The following is a 25,540-nucleotide window of genomic DNA, read 5'->3' as shown; positions in this document are numbered from 1 at the left end:
CCACCAAGTGGCGGCCTTATCATGTCTCATCCCTCCAATTCCGAATCCTATGTTATTGAGATCTCCGGTGCCGCTGTCGGCATCGTGGTGCGCGAACCCCAGGCGCGCCGCTTTGCGTTTCATGCTGCGAGCCGGCGCTTCAGCCGTTTCGACGGCATGACCTTCGTGGGTCCGCGTGATGCCGAACGTTATCTCTCTGGCCAGGTTGCCAGGCGCCTGCACTCCCTCATGGAGGAGTTGGTGGCGTGAACGCACCTGTGAGAGTGGAAAGCCTGACCTTGCCTGGTGAGGTGGAGGCAGTCGAACCGATCGTGCGCTTCGAACGCGTGTCGCGTTCCTTCGCCGCGCGCAAGGGCAGTTCTGCCGTGTTCGCGCTCGACGATCTCAGCCTGGAGATTCCGCGCGGCGAAATCTTCGGCGTGATCGGGCGCAGTGGTGCCGGCAAATCGACACTGCTGCGGCTGATCAACGGGCTGGAGCGGCCGACCAACGGCCGCGTCGTCGTCGACCGCATCGAGGTCGATGCCCTCAGCGAAAGCCAGTTGCGCCCGGTCCGCCGGTCCATCGGCATGGTGTTCCAGCACTTCAATCTTTTGTCCTCGCGCACAGTCTTCGAGAATGTGGCGCTTCCCCTGGAAGTGGCCGGTATTGCCGCCGCCGAGATCCGGGAGCGCGTCGAACCGCTGCTCGATCTGGTCGGGCTGGCAGACAAGCGCAACCGTTATCCGGCGGAGCTGTCGGGCGGCCAGAAGCAGCGCGTCGGCATCGCCCGCGCCTTGGCGACCCGGCCCAAGATCCTGCTTGGCGACGAGGTGACTTCGGCGCTCGACCCGGAGACGACAGCCTCCATCCTGGCCCTGCTCGCCGATATCAACCAGCGCCTCGGCGTCACCATCGTACTGATCACGCATGAAATGTCGGTGATCAAGGAGATCTGCCATCGGGTTGCCGTGCTCGAGGCCGGCAAGCTGATCGAGACGGGGCGCGCCTTCGAGGTGTTGACCCAGCCGCGCCATGCCACCACGGCCAGTTTCGTGCGCGGTGTCACCGGTGTCGAATTGCCGGCCGATCTGGCCCGGCGCCTCGCCGACCAGCCGAGCCCGGGCAGCCACGCGGTGCTGCGCATCACCTTCACCGGCTCGCATGCTACAGCGCCGGTGGTCAGCCGTCTCACCACCATTCTCGGCATCGACATCAATATCCTGGCCGGTCGCATCGATACGATCGGTGGCGAGCCCTTCGGGGCACTGCTGGTTTCGGTGCCAGGCGACGAGGCAACCCGGCTTGCCGTGGTCGCGGCGGTGGAGAGGCTCAATCTGCAAGGGGAGGTGATTGGCTATGTCGCCTGAAATCCTCAGAGTCATTCGCGATGCCACCGGCGATTCCCTGATCATGGTGGGTGTCTCCATCCTGTTCGGTACGCTTTTCGGCTTGCCCCTCGGCATCTTCCTGGCCACCAGCCGGCGTGGCGAGTTGCTGGCCTCACCCAAGGCCAATGCCGTGCTCGGTGCCATCGTGAATGCCGTGCGCTCGGTGCCCTTCATCATTCTCATTGTCGCGATCATTCCGTTCACGCGTTTCGTGGTCGGCAGTTCGATCGGCCTGAAAGGCGTGATCGTGCCGTTGACGATCGCGGTCGCTCCCTTCATCGCCCGTATCGTGGAAAGCGCCATTCGCGAAGTCGATGCCGGGCTGATCGAGGCGGCGCGCTCCTTCGGGGCCACGCCGTTCCAGATCATCCGCAAGGTGCTGTTTCCCGAGGCCCTGCCGGGGCTCGTGCTTGGCCTCACCCTCACCACGGTCAGCCTGATCGGCTATTCGGCCATGGCCGGCGTAGTCGGTGGCGGTGGCCTGGGGGATGTCGCCATCCGCTATGGCTATCAGCGCTTCATGCCCGAAGTGATGGGGGCGGTGGTGGTCATCCTCATCCTGCTCGTGCAGGGCGTGCAGTCGGCGGGTGACCTGGCCGCTCGGAAACTCAACAAGCGCGTGCGACAGGACTGATATCAAGTCTCGCAGATGCCGAGGCATCCGAGACCTGAACACCTCGCAAATTATTGGGTAAACGCAGTGATTTGCGAGACGGAACCGAGAGTCATTTCCAGTGCCTCTCGACATGATTCAACGTCTATCTAAAACAGGAAAGACTCCCATGTCCGCCTACACATTGACGCGCCGCCGCCTCGCCGGTGCTGCCCTGGCCCTGGTCTTTGCCCTCGCTCCCGCCGGTGCGGCCTTTGCTGCCGACAAGCTCAAGCTCGGCGTCATGGGTGGCGACGAGGAGCGCATCTGGGAGGTGGCCAAGAAGGTCGCCGCCAAGGATGGGCTCGACATCGAACTGGTTTCCTTCTCCGACTACGCCATTCCCAACGAGGCGCTGGAGAAGGGCGATCTCGATGCCAACGCCTTCCAGCACAAGCCCTATCTCGATAGCCAGATCGCGGCCCGCGGCTACAAGATCGTGCCGATCGGCTATACGCTGGTGCAGCCGATCGCCCTCTATTCGAAGAAGCTGAAGGCCTTCGCCGACCTGAAGGAAGGCGCCGTCATCGGCATTCCCAATGATCCCTCCAATGGCGGCCGCGCCCTCAAGCTCCTTGAGGCCAATGGCCTGATCAAGCTGAAGACCGCCGATGGCCAGGTGCCGAGCGTGCTCGACGTCACCGACAATCCCAAGAAGGTGGAATTCAAGGAGATCGAGGCCTCGCAGCTCGCCAATCTGCTGCCCGATCTCGACGGCGCGGTGATCAACACCAACTACGCCCTCGGCGCCGGCCTGACGCCGGCCAAGGATGCGCTGATCCAAGAGAGCCGCACCAACAATCCGTATGGCAACTTCATCGCCGTGCGCGAAGCCGACAAGGGTAAGCCGATCTTCAAGAAGCTGGTCGCCTCCTACCAGAATCAGGAAGTGGCCGATTTCATCAACGCCAACTTCAAGGGCGCGATCCAGCCGGCCTGGTAAGATCGTTTCAGGGGTGCGCCGGCTGACGGTCGGCGCACCCACTTCCGGACCGCACTCAGCCCGATGATCGTCATCGGCTGCAAGCGGGGCGGGCCCCAGGCGAGAGTAGAAGCTCTCGAATTTTTTTTGGCCATAAATTCTATAAAATCTATAGACATAAGATTGTTGCTGTTGCACCATCCGCCCACGATGCGCCGTTGGGTGCCAGCGAAAGGGGAGGCGAGGCCTCCACTGCTTCTTTCAGATGACGGATACGAACATGAATATCGCCGTGAAGCTGCCGCCGGTTACGGCACCGAATCTGCGCGACGCCATGCGGCTGGTGGCTGGCGGCGTCAGCGTCATCACCGCGGGCGAGGGGGACGAGCGTACCGGCCTCACGGCGACGTCGGCCGTGTCGCTGTCGGTCGAGCCACCGACCATGATCATCTGCGTCAACCGCGATGCCTCGGCCTGGCCCGTCATCCGCCGCTATGGCCATTATTGCGTGAACATCCTGGCCGACCACCAGCGCCACGTCGCCGATCGCTTTGCGGGGCGGGGCGGCATCAAGGGGGTGGCCCGGTACGAAAACGCCGGCTGGAACCGCCTCTTCACCGGCGCCCTGGCGCTGGAGGGCGCGCTCGCCTCCGTCGATTGCGAGGTCGAGGAGTTCATCGACCGCCACAGCCATTCCATCATCATCGGTGCCGTACGCGGTATTCGCACCGCCGATGGCAGGCCGCTCGTCTATGCCCAGGGCGGCTATGGCGGCTTCCATCCTGCCTGATTCAAGAAGACCGGGATCACCATGACCATTTCCGTTGCGCCGCCGCTCACCTCCGAGCCACCTCAATTCGATCTCCAGCCTAAGGCCCATGTCATCACGTCCGATGCCGAGGCGATCGAGATTGCCACGACTCTGGCGGCGGAATTCGCGGCCGAGGCGGCGCTGCGCGATCGCGAACGGCTTCTGCCGGCGGTGGAACTCGACCGTTTCTCCAAGAGCGGCCTTTGGGGAATAACCATTCCCAAATCATATGGCGGTGCCGGCGTCTCCTGGGTGACGCTGACGGAGGTGATCAAGCTGATCTCGGCGGCGGATCCTTCCATCGGCCAGATCCCGCAGAACCATCTCGCCGCCGTGGACGTTATCAGGGCCACCGCGTCGGAAGAGCAGAAGAAATTATGGTTCGACCGCGTGCTCTCGGGCTACCGGCTCGGCAACGCCTTCTCCGAGGCCAAGTCCAAGCATGTCGGTGCCTTCGAGACCACGCTCACGCCCGATGGTGACGGCTACCGGGTCAAGGGCGAGAAGTTCTACGCCACCGGAGCGCTGTTCGCGCATTACATCCATATCGGCGCCGTCGATCCCGCCGGCAAGGTGCATCTGGCCATCGTGCCCCGCGATGCCGAAGGCCTTGATATCATCGACAATTGGTCGAGTTTCGGGCAGCGCACCACGGCGAGCGGCAATGTCCGCATCGACAATGTCCGGGTTGGCCCCGAGGGCGTCATACCGGCCTATCTCGGCGGCGAGAATCCCTCGACCAACGGGGCGGTCTCCCAGATCATCCAGGCCGCCGTCGATGCCGGCATTGCGCGCGGCACTATCGAGGAGACCATCAAGTTCGTGCGCAACAACGTTCGGCCCTGGATCGATAGCGGCCAGGAGCACGGTTATGAGGATGTCTTCACCATCGCCCAGATCGGCGATCTCAAGATCAAGCTGCATGCCGCCGAGGCCCTGCTGGAGAAGGCCGGGCGGGCTGTCGACGCGATCGTGGAGCAGCCGACCGAGGAGGGCGTGACGGCGGCTGCCGTCGCGGTTGCCGAGGCCAAGGTGCTGACCACCGAGATCGCCATCCTCGCCACCAACAAGCTGCACGAACTCGGCGGTACGCGCTCGACCCTGGGCCAGTACAATCTGGACCGGCATTGGCGCAATGCCCGCACCCACACGCTGCATGATCCGGTACGCTGGAAATTCTTCCATGTCGGCAATCACGCCCTGAACGGCGTGAGCCCGCCGCGCCACCCCTGGAGTTGATTTCTCCGGGTGCGCGGGCGTCTCGCCCGTCCTTGGAAACATCGAATAAGCCGGAAGGAAGAGCGGGCGAGACGCCCGCGCACCCGGAATAGGACTAAATCATGCCCACTGCCGCCGCCCTGACCGCCGATACCCCACCTGAGCGCCTGGTTGCGTTCAAGGCACCGCCCTTGCGGGCCGGCAAGGCCCATATCATCAAGGATGACGCCGAGGCACTCGCTGCCGCGCGCAAGGTCGCGGCCCGCATCGCCGAGACCGCGATCGAACGGGATCGCGAGCGGCGCCTGCCCTATGAGGAACTCGACTGGCTGTCCGATGCCGGCCTGCTCGCCATCACCGTGCCGAAGGCCTATGGCGGCGCCGAGGTATCATCCGGCACTCTGGCGGAGGTGATTGCGCTTCTCTCCGCGGCGGATGGTTCGATCGGCCAGATTCCGCAGAACCACTTCTTCATCCTGCATGCCCTGCGCCTGGAAGGCAGCGAGGAGCAGAAGCGCTTCTTCTATGGCCGCATCCTGGCTGGCGAGCGCATCGGCAATGCCCTGTCCGAGATCGGCACCAAGACGGCCCAGGACCACAACACCCGCCTCAGCAAAGACGGGCCGGTGCTGCGCCTCAATGGGCGCAAATTCTATTGCACCGGTGCCCTGTTCGCCCATTGGGTGGCCGTGGTGGCCAATGACGATGAGGGGCGTTCGACCATCTCCTTCGTGCCGCGGTCGACACCGGGGCTCGATGTCATCGACGATTGGGCCGGCTTCGGCCAGCGGGTAACCGGCTCGGGCACGACCACGCTCGATAATGTCGAGGTGCATCCCTTCTCGGTGATTTCGTTGAAGGCGGTCTTCGACCGGCCGACCTCGATGGGGCCGGTGGCGCAGATCATGCACGCTGCCGTCGAGGCCGGTATCGCGCGGGCCGCGCTCGCCGAGACGCTGAGCTTCGTGAAGAAGCATGCCCGTCCCTGGAAGGACAGCGGCCTCGATCATGGCTATGAGGATCCCTATACGATCGCCGGCATTGGCGAGGTGAAGATCCGTGTGGCCGCCTCCGATGCGCTGCTGGAGCGGGCCGGGCGCTTTTCCGACATCGCCGTGGCCGATCCCACGGTGGAGACGGTCGCGGCCGCCTCGATAGCCGTCGCCGAGGCCAAGGTTGCCTCCACCGAGGCTTCGCTGCTCGCCGGCAGCAAGCTGATCGAATTCGCCGGTTCGCGCGCCACCCAGACCCAGTTCGGCTTCGACCGTTTCTGGCGCAACGCCCGCACCCACACCGTTCACGATCCCGTGCGCTGGAAATACCGCGCCATCGGCGACTACTGGCTTAACGGCATCAATCCGCCGCGCCACGGCGCCATCTAAGCAAAAGCCCGTTCATGAACACGCGAACCGAATTGGCCCGACCTCCATAAGCGCTGACTTAACCGCCGAAGGCGCCGGGAGCATGGAGGGTCGATCTCCAGATCGACCGTCTTCGCGCCCCATCTCGTCCTACGTTTCCGAGACGGTCGATCTGGAGATCGACCCTCCAATATACGACCAGAGACTTTACCATGCCCTATGATCTCGACCTGCCCCCGCCCGCCCAGGAAACCGATGTGCTCTGGTTCCTGCCGACCCATGGCGACGGGCGCTATCTCGGCAGCGAGGAGGGCGCGCGGCATGTCTCGCTCGGCTACCTCTCTCAGATTGCCAAGGCCGCCGACGAACTCGGCTATTTCGGCGTGCTGCTGCCCACCGGCCGTTCCTGCGAGGACAGCTGGGTCATCGCCTCGGCCATGGTGCCGCTGACCAAGCGCCTGCGCTTCCTGGTGGCGATCCGTCCCGGCCTGACCACGCCGGCCTTCGCGGCGCGCTCGGCGGCGACGCTCGACCGGCTCTCCGACGGGCGGCTGCTCATCAATGTCGTCACCGGCGGTGATCCGGTGGAGCTGAAGGGGGACGGCGTCTTCCTCGACCATAAGGAGCGCTACGAGGTCACCGACGAATTCCTCGATATCTGGCGCGACCTCCTGCAGGGCGGCAAGATCACTCGCGAGGGCAAGCATCTGCGCATCGAAGATGGTGTGCTGCTCTATCCTCCGGTGAGCCAGCCCTATCCGCCGCTCTATTTCGGTGGATCGTCGGAAGCGGGTAACGAGGTCGCCGGCAAGCATGTCGACGTCTACTTGACCTGGGGCGAGCCGCCCCAGCAGGTCGCCGAGAAGATCGCCAATGCCAAGGCGGTCGCCGCCAAATATGGCCGCACGCTCACCTTCGGCATCCGCCTGCATGTGATCGTGCGCGAAACCTCGGCCGAGGCCTGGCAGGCGGCGGATGCCTTGATTTCTAAGCTCGACGACGAGACCATCGCCACGGCCCAGAAGGTGTTCGCACGCATGGATTCGGTGGGGCAGAGCCGTATGCGGGCCTTGCATGGTGGGTCGCGTGACAAGCTGGAGATCAGCCCCAATCTGTGGGCCGGTGTCGGCCTGGTCCGCGGCGGGGCCGGCACCGCCCTGGTCGGCAATCCCGACGAGGTGGCCGAGCGCATGAAGGAATATATGGCGCTCGGCATCGACCGCTTCATTCTCTCCGGTTATCCGCATCTGGAGGAATGCTATCGCTTCGCCGAACTGGTCTTCCCCAAGCTTCCCCTGAAGAAGACCACCGGCAACGATCTTGGGCCCGCCCGCAATGCCGGCCCCTTCGGCGAGGTCATCGCCAATGTCGTGGCGCCTTCCAATCGTAAGGCGGCAGCAGGATAATGGTGTGCCGGTCTTTTCAGCTCCATCAAGTGATGGAGCGAGACCGGCATCAATCTTCTTCCAACAAGGATTGCCGGTCTGAAGACCGGCACACCGAGTGATGTCCAAACCCATCCGTTTCAATGCCTTCGAGATGAACTGCGTCGCGCATCAGTCCCCCGGGTTGTGGCGCCATCCCCGCGATCGTTCGCGCGCCTATAACCGGCTCGATTATTGGCTCGATCTCGCCCGCATCTTGGAACGGGGCCTGTTCGATGGATTGTTCCTGGCCGACGTCCTGGGTGTCTACGACGTCTATGGCGGCAATGGCGAAGCGGCCCTGCGCCACGCCACGCAGATCCCGGTGAACGATCCCCTGCTGCTCGTGCCGGCCATGGCGGCGGTGACGCGGCATCTGGGTTTCGGCGTCACCGTCAATCTCAGCTACGAGCCGCCCTATGGTTTTGCGCGCCGCATGTCGACGCTCGACCATCTCACGGAGGGGCGCATCGGCTGGAACATCGTCACCGGCTATCTCGATAGTGCGGCCCGCGGTGCCGGCAAGGACAAGCAGACAGCGCATGACGACCGCTATGCCATCGCCGAGGACTATATGGCTGCGGTCTACAAGCTGTGGGAAGGAAGCTGGGCTGACGATGCCGTGGTTGCGGATGCGCAGAGCGGGGTCTTCGCCGATCCTGGGCGGGTGCGCAAAGTCCAGCATGACGGACCGCATTTTCGCATCGATGCCGTGCATCTGAGCGAACCTTCGCCACAGCGCACGCCCGTGCTCTATCAGGCCGGAACCTCGCCGGCGGGGCTCGGCTTCGCGGCGCGGCATGCCGAGTGCGTCTTCATTTCCGGGCCGAGCCGCAAGGTGATCGCCGGCCGGGTGGCTGCCATTCGGCAGGCCGCTGCACGGTTCGGACGCAACCCTGCCGATATCCTGATCTTTACCCTGCTGACGGTGATCGTGGCGCCTACGGATGAGGAGGCAGCGGCCAAGTTCGCCGATTATCGCCGCTATGCCGATCACGAGGGAGCCTTGACCTTGATGTCGGGCTGGACCGGTGTCGATTTTTCGCAACTCGACCGCGATGCGATCGTGGAGCATGTCGAGAATGAGGCCGGACGCTCGGCGCTCGAGAACATCACCCGCGCCGATCCCGATCGCCGCTGGACTGTGCGCGAGGTCGCCGAGCATGTGGCGATCGGCGGCATCGGGCCTGTGGTGATCGGCTCACCTGCCAGCGTGGCTGACGAGCTGGAAGCCTGGGTCGATGAAACCGGCATTGACGGCTTCAACCTCGCCTTCGCGGTGCGCCCGGAGACCTTTGCGGATGTCGCCGATCTGCTGGTGCCGGAGCTGCAGCGGCGGGGACGCTACAAGACTGTTTATGCCGAGGGAACCTTGCGCGAGAAGCTTTTCGGCGGCTCGCCGCGGCTGCCCGAAAGTCATGCGGCGTCGGCTTATCGCCATAGCGTTTTGCGATTGGACGGGAGCACGTCGAATCGCAAAGACGCGTCCAAAGCAAGGAGCTAGAGCAAAGCTCGTTCACGCCTGAACGCGCTTTGCTCTAGTTTTGGCAAGCTTTGGCGACGGCATGAGTAGCAAATCAGTGCTTTTGCTATTACCAGAAGGCTGAAGTGGATTTCCGAATCGCAGTCCGGGGGCCGCATGCTGACGAAAAAAGGCAAATACGGCCTCAAGGCAATGGTGCATCTGGCCGGTGCAGAGCCGGGCAAGCCATGTCTTGTCTCCGATATCGCTGAACAGAATGGCATTCCCAAGAAGTTCCTCGATACGATTCTGGGCGAGCTGAAGAATGCTGGCTTCCTGCATTCGAAGAAGGGCAAGGGCGGCGGCTATGTTCTCGGCCGGCCCGCAAGCGAAATCCGAGTCGGCCACATCGTGCGCGTGCTGGACGGGCCGCTCGCGCCGATCCCCTGCGCCAGCCGCACGGCCTATCAGCGCTGTGACGACTGTTCCGACGAGAACCAGTGTGCGGTGCGTCTGATGATGCTGGAAGTGCGGCAGGCGATTTCCACCGTGCTGGACAATCGCAATCTCGCCGAGATGCGGGCGCTCGCCGATCTCGACGACCTGACTTTGATGTATCATATCTGATCCACCCATCTGGATCGGTGTCTGAGACGGCCTGCTTTGAAATTCACCAGCTGAGCACCTTGTCGGCTGTGTGTGATTGATCTATCAAAATACTAGATTAATCGAAGTTTGCAGCATGCCGCCCACTGTCCATTCCGCCTCCTCCAGGCATATCGTCGTCATCGGAGGCGGAGCGAGCGGCGTGTTGATGACGGCCCATCTGCTGCGCCATCATCATCCGGATCTGCGTGTGACCCTGGTGGAGAAGAGCCGGGAGCTCGGCGCCGGCATTGCCTATGGCACCAGCCATCCCGATCATCTCCTGAATGTTCGCGCTGCCAATATGAGCGCCTATCCCGATGATCCCGACCATTTCTGGCGCTGGGTTGGCGAGCATAGCAGCAGCCATTGTCCGGACTCCCAGTCCTTCGCGCCCCGGCGCCTTTATCGCGATTACCTCGCCGATCTGCTCTCGCCGCATCTCGTGCAGCGGCCGGGTAGCCGGCGTCTGGTTATCGTGCAGGACGAGGCGGTCGGCATCGCGGAAACCGGGCAAGGCGTTGTCGTCCATCTGAGCGGGGGCGGCAGGCTGAATGCCGACATCGCCATTCTGGCGACCGGCAATGAGGGTCCCAGGCTGTCGCCGGCCCCCTGGCGTTTCGATGGCTGGTTCGATGCCGGGCCGGCGGCCTTCTCCCCCGATGCCGCTGTCGTCATCGTCGGTACCGGCCTCACCATGGCCGACCGGGTCCTGTCCCTGCTGCATGCCGGACATCGAGGCCGGATCACCGCGATTTCCAGGCGCGGCCTCAGCCCGCAGGCGCACAAGCCGGTCCAGCCGCTGCGCCTCGACGCCGCCGACATCCCCTATGGCACGGGTATCGTCTATCTCACGCGCTGGCTGCGTCGGCTCGTGGCTGAACACCAGAGAGCGGGGGGCGATTGGCGTGCCATCGTCGACGGGCTGCGGCCCTATACACAGCCCCTGTGGCGCAGCCTGTCTCAGGAGGCGCGCCGACGTTTTCTGCGCCATGCCCGGGCCTGGTGGGACATCCATCGTCATCGCATGGCACCGGACGCCGCAGCGCGGATCGAAGAAGCTCGCCGGGCAGGGCAGCTCGCCATCGTGGCGGGACGGGTTACCGGATTCGATCCGCAGGCAGGCGGTGTAACGGTACGCTACACCGCCCGCACTGGTGCGTCCGAAATGCAGATCGATGCGGATGCCGTCTTCGAGTGCCGCGGGCGCGCGGCTGACGTCACGGCGACCGACAACCCGATTCTGCGCCAATTGCTCGCCGATGGCAGGGTGCGGCCCGACAGCCTCGGCCTCGGCCTGGATGTCGGCCTGGACTGCGGTGTGCTGGGGGTGGATGGCACGCCCTCGGATCGGCTCTTTGCCGTGGGACCGATCACCTCCGGCACGTTCTGGGAGATCGTAGCCGTGCCGGATATCCGCCAGCAGGTGGCCAAGCTGGCGGGCCATCTGCTGACGGCACCGTCCTAGAAATCTGCAGCTTGCTGGCTGATGCGGGCACGGACGTCCCGGCGGACGGGGCGGGGCTGACAAAGCAAGACGCGACAGGCCTTCTTCGGCAGGGAGTGTGGCAACCGCCTGGTTTGAGACGCGCAGGCCGCCTTATACGGTCAGGATCGCCTTGATCACGCCGGTTTCCGGCCTGGACCATTCCGGTATCAGGCCGGGCGCATCGTCCAGGCTGCCCTCATGGCTGGCCAGGGCTTGCAGGGGCACCTTGCCGGCCCGCATCGCCTGCAGCACGGTCTCGAAATCCTGCCTGATGGCATTGCGGCTGGCATAGAGCGTGGTCTCGCGCTTGTGGAATTCCGGATCGTTGAAGGTGATGTCCGCGCGCACCAGCGACAGCAGCACGTAGGCGCCGCCATGGCCGACGAGATCGAAACCCTTCTGCATGGCGCCGGGGCTGCCGGTAGCGTCGATGACGCAGTCGAAGAAATCGCCGCCCGTTGCCTGACCGAGGCGATCCCGGATATCGGCGGAGGCCTCGAAGACGCCATCCGCCCCCAATTCGTCCGCGCAGAAGGTGAGGCGGTGGGGATTGATGTCGACGACGCTGACATGGGCGCCAGCCACCTTGGAGAAGACGGCGGCTGCGATGCCGATTGGCCCGGCGCCGACGATCGCCACGCGCTGTCCCGGCCCGATGCCGCCGCGCGCCACGCCATGGGCGCCGATGGCCAGGAACTCGACCATGGCCGCCTGTCCTGCCGTCAGGCCGTCGGCCGGAATGACGTTGGCCTCCGGCACGGCGATCAAGTCACAGGCCCCGCCGTCGCGATGGACGCCGAGGACTTCCAGGTGCTGGCAGCAATTCGTCTTGCCCATCCGGCAGGCACGGCAGTGGCCGCAATAGATCGTCGGCATGATCGAGACGATCTGGCCGGTGCGCAGGGCCGATCCCGCCGGCGCGCTGACGACCTCGGCGCCGAGCTCGTGTCCGATCACCCGCGGATAGCTCAGATAAGGCTGGTTGCCATGGAAGATGTGATAGTCGGTGCCGCAGACACCGACATGGCGAATGCGCACCAACACCTCGTTCCCGGTGGGGCGAGGCTCGTCGCGCTGGATGATGCTCAGCTTGCCGGGCTCGTCGCAACTCAGGGCTCTCATGTCTGTCTCCAGGATTGGGCGGCGCCCAGGACGCCTTGGGTGGCGATCGCCCGATAAGCCGCCTGCAGATCGCCGACAAAGGCCGCGTTGCGTGGCAAGTCGTCGCCGAAAACAGCAGAAAGGCCGAGAAAAGCCTCGACCACAGCCTGGGGCGCTGCACTGCGCTGGTCCGGCTGGCCGGTCCAGGCCTCGAAGGTCGGATCGTTGAGGGGCAGGGGACGGCCCTTGTCGTCGCTGCCACCGCAGGAGCGAATCCAGGCGGCGATAGCGAAGATCAGTGGGCCGCAGGGCAGTCCCTTGGCGAGGCAATCGCGCAGGGGCGACAGAATGCGCTGCGGCAGTTTCTGCGAAGCGTCGGAGGCGATCTGTGCGGTGCGGTGATGCAGGGAGGTGTTCTCGTAGCGGCCGAGAAGCTGCCTCGTATAGGCGAAGGCCCTGCCGGCCGGGATGGACAGGGTCGGGATGGCGCATTGCCAATAGCGCTCGATCAGATCGCGGATCACCGGATCGGCGATCGCCTGCGCCACGAATTCATGGCCGGCCAGCCGCCCCACCGCGGCGATGGTGGAATGCGTGCCGTTGAGCAGGCGCAGCTTCATATGCTCGAAGGGCTCGACATCGTCGGTGAACTCGACGCCGCTTTCCTCCAGGCGCGGCCGGCCGGCGGCAAAGCGATCCTCGATCACCCACTGGCTGAACGGCTCGCCCAGCACCGGCCAGGCGTCTTCGAGGCCGAGCGAGGCGGAAATGGCGGTGCGGTCCGCGTCGGTCGTCGCCGGCACGATGCGGTCGACCATGGAGGAGGGGCAGGGGATCTCGCCGGCGATATAGGCCGCCAGGTCCTTGTCCCGCAGGGCAGCGAATTCGGCGAGCACGCGTTTCAGCGTGCGTCCATTTTGCGGAAGGTTGTCGCAGGACAGGACGGTGAAGGGGCGACCGCCCTCCCGGCGGCGGCGCGCGATCGCTTCCACCAGGAAACCGAGGGCCGAGCGGGGCGCCTGCGGGTTGGCGAGATCATGGACGATATCGGGATGATCCTGCCTCAGGCCGCCGCTGCCGAGATCGACTGCATAGCCTTTTTCAGTGATCGTCAGCGTGACGATCCGGATAGCCGGGGCGGCGAGTTGGTCCAGGAGAAGAGTGGGATTTTCCGGTGCGACGGTGACACCGAGCACGGATCCGATCACGCGCAGATCCTCGCGGCCGCTGTCGCGTATGGCGAGTGTGTACAACCCATCCTGGGGAGCGAGGGCGTCGCGCGTCTGGGTGCCCCGCAGCGAACTGCCGAGGATGGCCCAATCCGTCTCGCCGCGGGCCAGGCAATCGTCGATGGCGACAGCCTGATGCGCGCGATGGAAGGCGCCCGTGCCCAGATGCAGGATACCGGGCCGGATCGCGGCCCGATCATAGCGCGGTTTGGCGATATCAGCCTTGAGTTGGGCGAGGGTACTGGTGCCGAGACGCATCGGGCTACTCCGTAACATAGGGTCCATACTCGTCCGGCAATTGGGCGAGCATGGTGAAGATCATGTCGAGATGCTGTTCGAGCCGGGCGGCGGCTTCGTTCGTCCTGCCGTCGTCGAGGGCATCGAGTACGGCCAGATGTTCCTCCAGCACCAGGGGCAGACGGGAAGGCGTGCCGAACAGCCGCACGAAGCGTGCAAGGCGGGCGCGGACCTGCAGGATGGTCGGCCATACGCCTTCGCGCTCGGCGAAGCCGGCAAAGGCGTAGTGGAAGCGTTCGTCCTGCTCGAAGAAGCGGTCCTTGTCATCGGCGAGCATGGCCTGGCGTTGCGTTTCCACGATGGCGCGGGCCTCGACGCTCTTGGCCGATGTCCAGCGCGAAGCAGCCTCGCGCAGCAAAGCCAGTTCCAGATGCTTGCGGATGAAATGGCTATCGCGCACTTCGGCAAGGCGGATGGGCGAGACGAAGCTGCCCTGCTGCGGATAGACATCGATCAGGCCATCCTCGCTCAGCCGCACCACCGCGGAACGCACGGGCGTGCGCGACACGCCGAAATGGCGGCAGATGCGGTTCTCGCTGATCGAGGTGCCTGGCATCAGCCTGACCGTGATGATGGCCTGCTTCAAGGCTTCGTAGATCTGGTCGCCCACCGGATGCTTGCGATTGATGTCGACGGCAAAGCCCAGCCCGTCTTCGTCCGGCCCGGACTGTTTGTTGGGCAAGGCAGACATCGGCCGGCTCCTTCAAAACCGCAATGATCGCAATGATATGGTGCTCCATCCTGAATCGGAATGGCATGGGGGGAGGACCAAGATCGCTACCATTATCTTGCAAACATGGTTGCATAGATTGACCTTGGATCCTAGTATCCACACCTGTCAAGCGGGCCAAGCGAAGTCGAGAAGCGCCCGCAGCACGTCATCCCCAGAGGGAGGGAATTTCATGTTCATTCGACGTCAGCTCTTTGCTTGCGCGGCTGTGGCTGCCTTGTTCGCCGGTGCGTTGCCCGCTTTGGCTGCCAACGACACCAAGGTGGCGCTGGTGCCCGGCGGTCCGCATCCCTATTTTTCGGCCTGGGATCAGGCCGGCAAAGATGCGGCCAAGGATTTCGGCCTTGGGGCGGCCGACTACAAGGTTCCGCAGAAATGGGAGCTCAGCCAACAGAACGAACTGCTCGAAAGCCTGGTAACGCAGGGCTACAATGCCTTCCTGATCTTCCCGGGCGATCCGGTCGGTTCGGTAGCCACAGCCAATGAGCTGGCCGATACCGGCGCGCCGGTGATGGCACTGGCCGGCTGCCTGAAGGACCCTTCCAAGGCGGCCTTCTGCCTCGGTACCGATACCGGCAATTCGGCCTATCTCGGCACCAAGGAATTGTTCAAGGCGATGGGCGGCAAGAAGCGCATCGCCCATTTCACCGGCTTCCTGGTCGATCCCAACACGCAGCTTCGCATCGACGCCGTAAAGAAGGCTGCCGAGGAAGAAGGCGGGCAGGTGGTGCAGGTCATCGCCGATATCGACGCGCCCGAGCCGGCGGAAGAGAAGATCAACGCCTATCTTGCCGCCCATGCCGGTGAGATCGACGGCATCGTCACCACGGCCTGGGTGCCGGCGGTGGTCGCCTCCAACGCCTTGCGCAAGATCGGCGACAAGCGCATCAAAATGGTCGGCATCGACCATGACGAGGTGGTGCTCAAGGCGATCAAGGACGGCTTCGTCAACGGCACCATGCTGCAGAACCCCTATGGCCAGGGCTATATCGGTTCTTTCGCGGCCGACAAGCTGCGCAATGGCTGCACCGTGAAGGCCGATGCGCCCTGGAAGTCCAATGCACTGACCAGCCACTTCATCGATTCGGGCACGGTTTTCGTCGATGCCTCGGGTGTCGACAACTACATCTCCGCCATGCAGGGCATCACCAAGACGCTGCTGGCGAGCTTCGAGAAAACTTACCTGGCTTGCAAGTAAGCGTGCCGGAGGGACTGTTCGTCATTGCGAGCCGCGCCGATCACAGGATCGAAAAGGCCCGCAGTGACGACCGGACGCAACTCTATTCCTACGGAGCCGAGATCCGCCGATGGCCGGTGACGAATCCCCAATCGCAACACTCGCGCCGGCGACCGGCAAGCCGATGCAAAGCGGCACGGTGCGCTTCTACCTGACAAACGAATTCGGCCTGCTGGTCCTGATCGTGGTCTTCGCTTGCCTATTCGGCCTCGCCACCAAAGGGTTCTTCTCACCCTTCAACCAGTTCACGCTGGGGCGCGTCGCCGCCGTCAACATCATGGTGGGCCTGTCCATGATGGTGGTGATCGTCACCGGTGGGTTGAACCTGGCGGTCGGCGCCATTGGCGTCTGCGCGGCGATGGCCTTTGGCGCCCTGGTGGAATTGGCGGGGTTGCCCTGGCCTGTTGCCGCTCTCGGCGCCATCGCCCTGGCGGCGGCGCTCGGCTGGATCAACGGTTTCGTCGTGGTACGCTCCGGCCTGCACAGCTTCATCATCACGCTTGCCAGCATGAGCATCTTCTTCGGGACGATGATCTATCTGACCAAGGCTCAATCCTTCCGCGGCATTCCGGCCGACTTCTCCAATTTCGGGCGGTTGCGCCTGTTCGGCCTGGTCTCGCCGCTTCTCGTCGTCGCCCTCATCGTGGCGATCGCGCTGGGCATGCTCTATCGCTTCACCGTTTTCGGCCGCGAGATGCTGGCGGCCGGCGCCCGTCCCGAGGCCGCCGAGCTTTCCGGCGTGCGCGTCGGGCGTGTCTTCATCCTCTGCCACATGCTGTCGGGGGGGCTCGCCGCCATCACGGCCATGCTCGTGGTGGCGCGTACCGGCGCGGCCATTCCCTCAATGGCCGGACAACTGGGGCAGGACTGGCTGCTGCCGGCCTTTCTCGGCCCGGTGCTCGGCGGCACGCTGCTCAGCGGTGGCCGCGTCTCGGTGAGCGGCACCGTGCTCGGCGCCATCCTGGTTACGATGCTGACCAACGGCCTGCTTCTCCTGCAGATCGGGGAGTTCTGGGTGCAGGCCTGCCTGGGTTGCCTGCTGCTGTCAGCCGTGCTGATCGATAAGGCGCGCCGTTCCTATCTCGCCCATCGGAGGATGGTGTGATGCCCCGCTTCATGCAGACCGACTGGTTCGGGCCGCTGGCGATCGCCGTCGTGGCGATTGCTTTCATCGGCAGCTTCAACCCGTCCTTCCTGTCGCCGCTCAACATCCAGGTGCTGCTGCTCGCCATCACCGTGAACATGCTGATCGCCTTTTCCCAGATGATCATCATCGCCATCGGGCAGATGAACCTGGCGGTCGGGGCCATCGGCGGACTGGCCGCGATCTCCTTTGCCGGCATGATGCAGGTGTGGGGCTTGCCGGCGCCGCTTGCCGCGCTGCTGGCGGCGGGGATCGGCCTCCTGGCCGGCATCGTCAATGGCGCCTTCATCGCCGGCACCGGTATCTCTGCCTTCGTCATCACATTGGCCACCCTGTCGGTGTTCAAGGGCATCAACCTCGCCATCACCAAGGCCCAGCCCTTCTACGGCGTGCCTCAGAGCGTCAAGGATTTCGGCAACACCACCTTCCTGGGTCCGCTGCCCTGGCTGGTGATCCCGGCGGCCATCGTGTTCGCGGCGATGTGGTATCTGCTCAACCGCCTGCCGCTTGGGCGCTTCATCCTGGCCGTAGGCGGCAATCCGCATTCGGCCGAACTCTCCGGCATCTCGGTGTCGCGGACCGTCGTCACCGCCCATGCCATTTCGGGCCTGCTGGCGGCCCTGGCCGGCATCGCGCTGGTGGCGCGGCTGGAGATCGGGCAGCCGACCATCGGCGACGACTGGCTGATCCTTTCCTTTGCCGCACCGGTGATCGGCGGTGCCGTGCTCGCGGGCGGCCATGTCTCCAGCTTCGCCACGCTGCTCGGCGTGATCATCGTCGCCATCATCACCCAGGCGCTCGTGCTCTTCCATATCGATCCCTTCCTGGTGCAGGTCGTTCTCGGCGGCCTGATCCTGTGGGCTGTCGGCATCAACCGCTGGCGCGAGATCCGCGTCAGCCGCGGCCTGAAGAGGATCTGACCATGGCGGCAGAGACACCAGCCTCGGTCTTCCAGGCGCGCGGCGTCAGCAAGTTCTTCCCGGGCGTCAAGGCGCTGGAAGGGGTCTCGATCTCCCTACGCCCGGGCTCCATCCACGCCTTGCTGGGCGAGAACGGTGCCGGCAAATCCACACTGATCAAGCTGATCACGGGGGTGCTCAGGCCCGACGAGGGCGAACTGGTGGTGGATGGGCAACCCGTGCATTTCACCTCGACCCGCGACGCCATCGCCAGGGGTATCGGCGTGGTGCATCAGGAACGCAACCTCATCCCGCGCTTTTCGGTGGGCGAGAACATCATGCTGGAGCGCCTGAGCGCCAGCCCGTTCAAGCCGATCGACTATGCCGCAGTGAATGCCGAGGCGCGGCGCTGGCTCGACGTCCTCGGGCTCGACCTCGACCCGGCCACCCCGGTCTCGCAGCTCAGCGTCGCCAAGATGCAGCTCGTCGAGATCGCCAAGGCGCTGTCCCTGCGTTCGCGCGTGCTGCTGCTCGACGAGCCGACGGCCTCCCTGACTCCGCATGAGACCGTCGCCCTGTTCGCTCTGCTCAAGAAGCTCAGGTACGAGGGTGTCAGCATGCTCTTCGTCAGCCACAAACTGGAGGAGGTGCAGGAGATCTGCGACCAGGTCACCGTGCTCCGCGACGGGCGCAATGCCTGCGACAGCCGGTCGATGGAAGGGCTCGGGCGCCAGGATCTCGTGCGCCTGATGATCGGGCGCAGCGAGCAGATCCCGGACTGGAAGCCGCGCGACCATGCCGGGGCAGCGCCCGTGCTGCAGCTCGAGAAGGTCGCCACGCCCTTCGGCCATCGCGACATCGATCTCATCGTCCGCCGCGGCGAGATCGTCGGGCTCTATGGCCTGGTGGGAGCCGGGCGCACCGAACTCGCCAAGTCTATCATGGGGCTGCAGCCGGCGACGTCGGGCACCATCCGGCTCGACGGCAAGGAGGTGGCCATTACCAGCGTCGGCGAGGCGATCCATACCCATCGGCTCGGCTATGTCAGCGAGGACCGCAAGCAGGAGGGCCTCATCCTCCTGCATTCGGTGCTGGACAATGCCGGCATCGCGATCTGGCGCAAGCTCGCCGGTTTCGGCGGCCTGCTCACCGACCGTACCGTGCGCAAGGCGACCGAGCCCTATATCCGCAAGCTGGAGGTTCGCACGCCTTCCCTAGGGCAGCTCGTCGGCAATCTCTCCGGTGGCAACCAGCAGAAGATCAGCGTGGCTAAATGGCTGGCTGCGGGTGTGCGGCTCCTGATCATCGACGAGCCCTCGGTTGGAATCGACATCAAGACCAAGGCCTATCTGCATGAATTGATTCGCGAACTGTCGGATGCCGGCACCTCCATCCTGCTCATCACCTCAGACATGCCGGAGATGATCGCCCTGGCCGACCGCATCGTGGTGATGAACGGCTACCGGGTGGCGGGAGACCTGCACAACAGCCGCGACTATGGTGCCATGAGCGAAGGCATCATGAACCTCATCCACAAGCTCGATGCAGCGTGAGGGCCGGATTGTTTCTGACGGATCGGCACGCACGGATAGCTGGTAATATCTCTGTCGGCTCGCCGTCGTCGGTTGCCGGAGTTGGTTGATTGCCGCAACAAACTGACGATAATGTCGGATGAATACGCGCCGGCTCTTCGGCGACGTTTGCCCGAAACCGGAGGAAACCCATGCGTGCACTTGTCCTCGAACGCCAGCACGAATTGTCGCTGCGCGAAATCGATCTCCCGCTCGAGGTCGGCCCCACGGATGTGAAGATCGCCCTGCACACCGTCGGCGTCTGCGGCAGCGACGTGCATTATTACACCCATGGCCGCATCGGCAATTTCATCGTCAACGCGCCGATGGTGCTGGGCCATGAAGCGGCCGGCACGGTCGTCGAGGTCGGCTCGAAGGTGACGAACCTCAAGGCTGGCGACCGCGTCTGCATGGAGCCCGGCATACCGGATCTGAGTTCTCGGGCCTCAAAGCTCGGCATCTACAATGTCGATCCGTCCGTGGTTTTCTGGGCGACGCCGCCGGTGCATGGTGTGCTCACGCCCTTCACGGTGCATCCGGCCGCCTTCACCTACAAACTACCCGACAATGTCTCCTTCGCCGAAGGTGCGATGGTCGAGCCCTTCGCCGTTGGCATGCAGGCAGCTGCACGCGCCCGCATCGCACCTGGCGATGTCGGCGCAGTGATTGGTGCCGGCCCGATCGGCATCATGGTCGCGCTTGCTGCCCTGGCCGGCGGCTGCAGCAAGGTGCTGATCTCCGATTTCAGCAAGGAAAAGCTCGAGATTGCCGGGCGCTATGACGGCATCATCCCGGTCGACCTGACCAAGGAAACCTTCGCCGCCGCCATCGCGCGGGAGACCGACAAGTGGGGCGCCGACGTGGTGTTCGAGGCGAGCGGCAGCGCCAAGGCCTATAACGGCATCTTCGACCTGGTGCGGCCCGGCGGCGCGCTGGTGCTGGTCGGCTTGCCGGTGGAGCCGGTCAATTTCGACGTTCCTGGCGCCATCGCCAAGGAAGTCCGCATCGAGACGGTGTTCCGCTATGCCAACATTTATGATCGCGCTCTGGCGCTGATCGGTTCGGGCAAGGTCGATCTCAAGCCGCTGATCACCGGCACCTATGCCTTCCAGGATTCCATCGCCGCCTTCGAGCGGGCCGCCAAGGCCTTGCCCACAGACGTGAAGCTGCAGATCCTGATGGAGGACTGAAGCGTCTTCCTGCCCTCTTGCTGAAAGAGGCGAGGGCCTCGCGGGAGGGCTGCATTTTCTCAACTCGTGCAGCCCTGAGCCCGCTCCCTCTCCCTGAACAGAAGCGGCGCCAGTTTCAGCGCGGCGAAAACACCGGGCAGGGCGATTGCGATCGCCAGGATGAACACGGCCAGCATCGCTTGCTGAAGCTGTGGACCCGTGGTGGCGGAGCCGGCACCGTTGGCGTTGGCCACGAAGCCGAGCACGGCGGCCCCGATGGCATAGGCCGCCGATTGCAGGGTGGGCAGCAGGGCCGAGGTGCGGTTGCGTTCCTCCGCCGGCGAGGCTTCCATCAGGCCCTGGCTCAGATAGCCCCAGCTTGCCCCGAAGCCCACGCCGATCAGGATCTGGCCGCCGACGAGCAGCACGATGTCGGTCCGCCAGAGCGCGACGATGATGGCGCTGAGGCCAAGCACCAGGAACAGCGGGCCCAGCCAGATCAGCCGGCGGCGGATCCTCTGCGAGGCCACGCTCGCCACAGCGATGGCAACGAGGCTCCAGCACACCGCCATCACCGCGTTGAGCGCGCCCGCCAGCGTGGCTCCGTACCCCCAAAGATGCTGGATCAGATAGACGAGATAGACCGAGGCCGCCGAATGGGCCATCGGCATCAGGAAGACGATCCAAAGCCCGAGGCCGATCGGCTTGCCGAGCCGGAAGGCATCCTTGGGGAAGAGCCGGGCCGGCGAGCGCCTGTCGCTGTAGATGGCGCCGACATACAGCAGGGCGGCGAGCACCAGCAGCAGCATGGCCGCGCCGGTGCCGCCGGCCACGTCGGCGATCATCACCGCCGCCATGCCGGCTCCGATGGCGCCGAGCTGGACGAGTGGAAGTGGCACCGCTTCCTGCCGGGTTGCATGCGGCACCACTTTGAGGACGAGGGCGATGAAGATCAGCGACAGCGGTACGTTGACCAGGAAGGCCGCCCGCCACGACACCGTCTCGCTGATGATGCCGGCGACGGCCGGGCCGCCGAAGGCCGCCGCTGCCCAGACCATCGCCTCGGCGCCGAACACCTTGGGAACCAGGCGGGAGGGAAAGATCTCCGGGATCAGCGCGTAGCAGATCGCGGCGATCAGGCCTTCGCCGAAGCCCTGCAAGGCGCGGCCGACCAGCAGCACGGCCATGGCGGGAGCAAGGCCCGCGAACAGCGTTCCCGCCGTAAACAGCAGGGCTGCCCCGATCAGTGCCGCCCGTGCGCCATGGCGGGCCTTGAGCAACGCCGCGATCGAGCCGCCGAGGATGGCGAAGATCAGATAGAGGCTGACCGACCAGGCGATCAACGAGGCGCCGCCCAGCTCGTCGATCGCCGAGGGCAGGGCGGTCGAAACCAGGAAGCTGTTGAAGGCGAACAGGGCAACGCCAAGGCAAAGCGTCGCCGTCGCACCGGCATAGCTGCCGACCGCGATCTCGCGCCAACGGGCTTCCGTTCCCGTGCTGACTTGCGTGTCCATCTTCAGCTCCAACTTCCAGCATCCGCCTCGAACGGTGTCCGATGCAACCTCTGCATCCCGACATCGTCTGGCCTACAACCTCTACTTAAGTTAAGGTCAAGCTGTTTTTGGGAGACGAACCATGGTTGAATTGAGCGTCGGCGATCTCGCTCACCGCAGCGGCGTGTCGGTCACGGCGCTGCATTTCTACGAGCGCAAGGGGTTGATCCGCAGTCGGCGCAACCAGGGCAATCAGCGCCGCTACGACCGGGCGGTGCTGCGCCGCGTCGCCCTGATCAAGGTGGCGCAGGAACTCGGCTTCTCGCTGGCGGAGATCGCAGCTCGCCTGGCCGAGCTTCCGGACGATCGTCCGCCTTCCCGGCACGATTGGGAAATACTCGCCAGTCACTGGGCCGACGAGCTCGACCATCGCATCGCGCTGATGCAGACCCTGCGCACCGAACTGACGGGCTGCATCGGTTGCGGCTGCCTGTCGATGGAACGCTGCACCTTGCTCAATACCGATGACCGGCTCGCGGGTGCAGGCAGTGGGCCGGTCAGGCTGATGCAGGAGGCGGAGGCGTAGCCGGTGTCAGCCCACCGGCTCGAACGGCAGGTTGATCTGCCAGGAGACGCCGAAACGGTCGGCGATCCAACCGAACCGGCGGCTGAACCCGTAATCGTCAAGGGCCATGAAGACAGTGCCGTCCTGCGAGAGGGTGGCGAAGAGGCGATCCAATTCCTCATTCGTCTCGCAATCGATGAAGAACGAAAAGGATGGCGTGAAGGTGAAATTGTGCTGCACCGGGCTGTCGATGCAGACCACGCTCTGGCCGGCGATGCTGAAACGCGCCTTCTTGATCGAACCCTGCAGCCCCATTTCACCGGGGCCGTAACGCTCGACGTCGAGGATCTTGCCGTCCGGAAACAAGGAAACATAGAGGTTCATGGCGGCGTCCGCCTGCCCTTGCCCCTGGAACATCAGGAAAGGCTGGACCGTCAGTGTCATCGGCATGTCCTCCAAAAGGGCGCTCATCGTCATTCTAGCGCTTATCCGGCGTCAGTCGGTACTTCCTTCCATGGTGACATAACGAGAATTTCCGTGGTGACATGGCGAGAATATGGGCCGGTCATCTCTCCGTGCTTCGGGCGCTTACGCCGCTGAGAATCAGGTTAAGGCAGTGTGAAGCGCAAGAGCCCGGGTCGGGCGGGCTTGCAATCGGGGTAGATGGTAATGGGTGTCGTCGTGGTCAGGCAGGGCAGCGAGGCGGACAAGCCGGCGTTGAAGGCGATCCTCCGGGATACGTTCGACAGCACCTGGCGCCCCAACATCACGCCAGCAGCTGTCGAGCGCTATCTCACCTCCGGCCTCGCCGATCGCTTCATCGACGAGCATGGGCAGGAATGCCTGGTTGCCGAACTCGACGGCGAGGTGGCAGGCTTCGTGCGCTGGGAAGGCGATTTCATCGATGCCCTGCATGTCCACTCCAGCCACGCTCGCAAGGGTATCGGACACCGGCTGATGGACGCGGCGGAGGCCGCGATCAAGGCGGCTGGCTTTGCACAGGTGCGCCTGGAAACGGACACTTTCAACCAGCCGAGCCAGGCCTTCTACCTCTGGCGGGGCTATCGCGAGGCCGGTCGCTATCCCGACGAGGAATGGCAGAGCGGGCTGACCACCATCCTCTTCGTCAAGCCGTGAGGCTTCACTGCAGGCGGCGGGCGATCAGCGACTGTGCCATCATGAAAAGCGAGACGATGACGAGATAGTAGATCAGGGCGGCGCAATACCATTCCACGAAGCGGAAGGATGCTGCGATCGCGTCATTGACCACCGCCATGATCTCGCGCAGCGAAATGACATAGGCGAGCGAGGTCACCTTCAGGAGGTTGATGAACTCGTTGACCAACGCAGGCAGCGAGACGCGCAGGGCCTGCGGCAGGATCACCAGCCTGAAGGCCTGCAGGCGCGTGAGGCCGAGCGCGGTCGCGGCTTCCCCCTGTCCGGCGCCGATCGAGCGCAGGGCTCCCTTCATGATCTCGGCCATATATGCCGATGTGACCAAGGTGAAGGAGATTGCCGCCGCCACGAAGGGCGTGAACCAGCCTGCCTTGAGCAGAAAGGGCATCAACTGCGGCGAGCCATTCCACACCAGGAGCAGCACCAGAATGAGCGGTGCGGCGCGGAACACCCAGACATAGAGCTGCGCCGAGCCATTGCGTATCGCCTTGCGTGAATTCAGGCACAGCGCCAGCGGCAGGCAGAGGAAGAACGAGACGGCGAAGACGATGACGGACAGGATGAGGGCGATGGCGGCGCCCTGCAGCATGGCCGGGTTGGTCAGTGCCGTCAGGAGGAGTGCCGGATCGAAGGACATGTCGGCGCCGCTGCTCCCGGCTACTTGTCGTAGTCGACGTCGAAGACAGCAGCGTTGAGGCCGTATTTCTGGGCGAGAGCGGCGAAGAAGCCGTCATCGCGAAGTTTCCTCAGGGAGTTGCGCACCAGCGCCTGGTCGCCGTCCTTGCGACGCATATAGATGCCGTAGGTGAAGTCGGACTGCCATGTATAGGCGATCTGTAGCGTGTCCTTGGCGTCGGCAACGCGGAAGGCACCCTCGGCCTCCTCGGTCAGCGTTGCGTCGACGCGGCCCACCATCACCTGCTGATAGGCTGCCTGCTGGGTCGGATAATTGTGGATGGCGACGGGCGGCTTGCTGGCCGCTTCCAGGGTCTTGTTCAGGGGATCCAGCCGCTCTTCCTTGTAATAGGTGCCGGCCTCCAGTGCGACGTCGCGGCCGCTGAGGTCGTCCGGCTTGCCGATCGCCGCGTTGCCGGCCTTGGTCACCAGCACGGTGGCCGATTTCATGTAGCGCACGCCGTCATAGGTCTTGCGGCGCTCGTCGTTGACATAGATGCCGCTGATGATCAGGCCGCAGCGCCCCGAACCCAGCGTCGGCAGCAGGCCCGAGAAGTCGGTGACGGTATAGCTCGTGCTGGCGCCCCAGGTTTTGGCCAGCGCCTCGGCGATCTCGATGTCGATGCCGACGGGCGTCAGGTCGCCCGGTGAGCGCTTGTAGCTCAGGGGCGGAAACGCCGCAGTGGTGCAGATATTGATCGATCCGTCCGAAACGAAGCTCGGCTGTTCCGCGCATGCCGCGGTGCTGGCAAGCGTCGCCAGTGCGACCATGGTCACGAATTTCGCTGTCATGACTGTCTCCCCCTTGGAGCAAACTGCGTCCATGGCTGAACGTTTGTTTGCTCTAATTCATTGTTTCGACACGTCTTTATGATTCTTGGCGATGCGGTCTCATCACAA

25 protein-coding genes are annotated in these 25,540 nt (G+C 64.2%); 18 read left to right on the top strand and 7 right to left on the bottom strand.

What is annotated here, in order from left to right; all coding sequences use genetic code 11:
- Positions 1-21 precede the first annotated feature (21 nt).
- From AB4037_RS17260 to AB4037_RS17210, 11 genes are all read left to right on the top strand, one after another.
- Entirely contained in the window at positions 22-249 is a 228-nt protein-coding gene (locus AB4037_RS17260) for a hypothetical protein (RefSeq protein WP_434957085.1), read from the top strand.
- Positions 246-1,349 (top strand): methionine ABC transporter ATP-binding protein, encoded by a 1,104-nt coding sequence (locus AB4037_RS17255; RefSeq protein ID WP_441772341.1) that lies wholly within the window; start codon positions 246-248, stop codon positions 1,347-1,349. The genes AB4037_RS17260 and AB4037_RS17255 overlap by 4 nt, the downstream gene beginning before the upstream one ends.
- Positions 1,339-2,004 (top strand): methionine ABC transporter permease, encoded by a 666-nt coding sequence (locus AB4037_RS17250; RefSeq protein WP_434957083.1) that lies wholly within the window; start codon positions 1,339-1,341, stop codon positions 2,002-2,004. Before AB4037_RS17255 ends, AB4037_RS17250 begins: the two co-directional genes overlap by 11 nt.
- 148 nt (positions 2,005-2,152) lie before the next feature.
- Positions 2,153-2,965 (top strand): MetQ/NlpA family ABC transporter substrate-binding protein, encoded by an 813-nt coding sequence (locus tag AB4037_RS17245; protein WP_441772340.1) that lies wholly within the window; start codon positions 2,153-2,155, stop codon positions 2,963-2,965.
- A gap of 259 nt (positions 2,966-3,224) precedes the next feature.
- Complete coding sequence (locus tag AB4037_RS17240; RefSeq protein WP_434957081.1) at positions 3,225-3,734, top strand: flavin reductase family protein; 510 nt, start codon at positions 3,225-3,227, stop codon at positions 3,732-3,734.
- 21 nt (positions 3,735-3,755) lie between these two features.
- On the top strand, positions 3,756-4,994 hold the full coding sequence (locus AB4037_RS17235) for an SfnB family sulfur acquisition oxidoreductase (protein WP_441772339.1): 1,239 nt from the start codon (positions 3,756-3,758) through the stop codon (positions 4,992-4,994).
- 101 nt (positions 4,995-5,095) lie between these two features.
- Positions 5,096-6,355 (top strand): SfnB family sulfur acquisition oxidoreductase, encoded by a 1,260-nt coding sequence (locus AB4037_RS17230; protein WP_441772338.1) that lies wholly within the window; start codon positions 5,096-5,098, stop codon positions 6,353-6,355.
- A 191-nt stretch (positions 6,356-6,546) separates the two neighbouring features.
- Entirely contained in the window at positions 6,547-7,740 is a 1,194-nt protein-coding gene (gene ssuD / locus AB4037_RS17225; protein WP_434957078.1) for an FMNH2-dependent alkanesulfonate monooxygenase, read from the top strand.
- A 100-nt stretch (positions 7,741-7,840) separates the two neighbouring features.
- Entirely contained in the window at positions 7,841-9,262 is a 1,422-nt protein-coding gene (locus AB4037_RS17220; protein ID WP_441772337.1) for an LLM class flavin-dependent oxidoreductase, read from the top strand.
- Between the two features lie 135 nt (positions 9,263-9,397).
- A complete protein-coding gene (locus AB4037_RS17215) occupies positions 9,398-9,847 on the top strand; it encodes an RrF2 family transcriptional regulator (RefSeq protein ID WP_149254599.1) in 450 nt (149 codons plus the stop codon).
- A 115-nt stretch (positions 9,848-9,962) separates the two neighbouring features.
- On the top strand, positions 9,963-11,333 hold the full coding sequence (locus AB4037_RS17210; protein ID WP_441772336.1) for an FAD/NAD(P)-binding protein: 1,371 nt from the start codon (positions 9,963-9,965) through the stop codon (positions 11,331-11,333).
- 132 nt (positions 11,334-11,465) lie between these two features.
- On the opposite strand, the gene AB4037_RS17205 is transcribed toward AB4037_RS17210, so the two are convergent.
- From AB4037_RS17205 to AB4037_RS17195, 3 genes are read right to left on the bottom strand one after another with little or no spacing between them, the layout of a single operon-like run.
- Positions 11,466-12,476 carry a zinc-binding alcohol dehydrogenase family protein gene (locus AB4037_RS17205; RefSeq protein WP_441772335.1) on the bottom strand — a complete coding sequence of 337 codons (1,011 nt, stop codon included), beginning with the start codon at positions 12,474-12,476 and terminating at the stop codon, positions 11,466-11,468.
- Positions 12,473-13,942, bottom strand: a complete 1,470-nt coding sequence (locus AB4037_RS17200; protein ID WP_441772334.1) for a mannitol dehydrogenase family protein — start codon at positions 13,940-13,942, stop codon at positions 12,473-12,475. The genes AB4037_RS17205 and AB4037_RS17200 overlap by 4 nt, the downstream gene beginning before the upstream one ends.
- Positions 13,943-13,946: 4 nt before the next feature.
- The gene (locus AB4037_RS17195) at positions 13,947-14,672 is read right to left on the bottom strand and encodes a GntR family transcriptional regulator (RefSeq protein ID WP_434957073.1); all 726 of its coding nucleotides are present in this window, start codon (positions 14,670-14,672) and stop codon (positions 13,947-13,949) included.
- Positions 14,673-14,883: 211 nt separating this feature from the next.
- Between AB4037_RS17195 and AB4037_RS17190 the strand changes: the two genes are divergently transcribed.
- From AB4037_RS17190 to AB4037_RS17170, 5 genes are all read left to right on the top strand, one after another.
- Positions 14,884-15,909, top strand: a complete 1,026-nt coding sequence (locus tag AB4037_RS17190) for a sugar ABC transporter substrate-binding protein (protein WP_441772333.1) — start codon at positions 14,884-14,886, stop codon at positions 15,907-15,909.
- 109 nt (positions 15,910-16,018) lie between these two features.
- A complete protein-coding gene (locus AB4037_RS17185) occupies positions 16,019-17,053 on the top strand; it encodes an ABC transporter permease (RefSeq protein WP_441772332.1) in 1,035 nt (344 codons plus the stop codon).
- Complete coding sequence (locus AB4037_RS17180; RefSeq protein WP_434957070.1) at positions 17,053-18,012, top strand: ABC transporter permease; 960 nt, start codon at positions 17,053-17,055, stop codon at positions 18,010-18,012. The genes AB4037_RS17185 and AB4037_RS17180 overlap by 1 nt, the downstream gene beginning before the upstream one ends.
- Positions 18,013-18,014: 2 nt before the next feature.
- Positions 18,015-19,544, top strand: coding sequence for a sugar ABC transporter ATP-binding protein (locus tag AB4037_RS17175; RefSeq protein WP_441772331.1), 1,530 nt, complete (start codon positions 18,015-18,017; stop codon positions 19,542-19,544).
- 170 nt (positions 19,545-19,714) lie between these two features.
- Positions 19,715-20,752 (top strand): NAD(P)-dependent alcohol dehydrogenase, encoded by a 1,038-nt coding sequence (locus AB4037_RS17170; RefSeq protein WP_441772330.1) that lies wholly within the window; start codon positions 19,715-19,717, stop codon positions 20,750-20,752.
- A gap of 59 nt (positions 20,753-20,811) precedes the next feature.
- Here AB4037_RS17170 and AB4037_RS17165 read toward each other — a convergent pair whose 3' ends face one another.
- The gene (locus AB4037_RS17165; protein WP_441772329.1) at positions 20,812-22,245 is read right to left on the bottom strand and encodes an MFS transporter; all 1,434 of its coding nucleotides are present in this window, start codon (positions 22,243-22,245) and stop codon (positions 20,812-20,814) included.
- A 121-nt stretch (positions 22,246-22,366) separates the two neighbouring features.
- Between AB4037_RS17165 and soxR the strand changes: the two genes are divergently transcribed.
- Positions 22,367-22,810 carry a redox-sensitive transcriptional activator SoxR gene (soxR, locus tag AB4037_RS17160; protein ID WP_441772328.1) on the top strand — a complete coding sequence of 148 codons (444 nt, stop codon included), beginning with the start codon at positions 22,367-22,369 and terminating at the stop codon, positions 22,808-22,810.
- A gap of 6 nt (positions 22,811-22,816) precedes the next feature.
- On the opposite strand, the gene AB4037_RS17155 is transcribed toward soxR, so the two are convergent.
- The gene (locus AB4037_RS17155) at positions 22,817-23,260 is read right to left on the bottom strand and encodes a VOC family protein (protein ID WP_441772327.1); all 444 of its coding nucleotides are present in this window, start codon (positions 23,258-23,260) and stop codon (positions 22,817-22,819) included.
- Between the two features lie 198 nt (positions 23,261-23,458).
- Here AB4037_RS17155 and AB4037_RS17150 point away from each other — a divergent pair, with 198 nt between their 5' ends.
- Complete coding sequence (locus AB4037_RS17150; RefSeq protein ID WP_434957064.1) at positions 23,459-23,926, top strand: GNAT family N-acetyltransferase; 468 nt, start codon at positions 23,459-23,461, stop codon at positions 23,924-23,926.
- 4 nt (positions 23,927-23,930) lie between these two features.
- On the opposite strand, the gene AB4037_RS17145 is transcribed toward AB4037_RS17150, so the two are convergent.
- Positions 23,931-24,602, bottom strand: coding sequence for an amino acid ABC transporter permease (locus AB4037_RS17145; protein ID WP_441772326.1), 672 nt, complete (start codon positions 24,600-24,602; stop codon positions 23,931-23,933).
- Between the two features lie 20 nt (positions 24,603-24,622).
- Positions 24,623-25,432, bottom strand: coding sequence for a transporter substrate-binding domain-containing protein (locus tag AB4037_RS17140; RefSeq protein ID WP_434957062.1), 810 nt, complete (start codon positions 25,430-25,432; stop codon positions 24,623-24,625).
- Positions 25,433-25,540: the final 108 nt, after the last annotated feature.

This window comes from Labrys sp. KB_33_2 (assembly GCF_052114505.1).
Taxonomy (GTDB): Bacteria; Pseudomonadota; Alphaproteobacteria; order Rhizobiales; family Labraceae; genus Labrys.
This window is presented reverse-complemented; position numbering and strand designations above follow the sequence as displayed.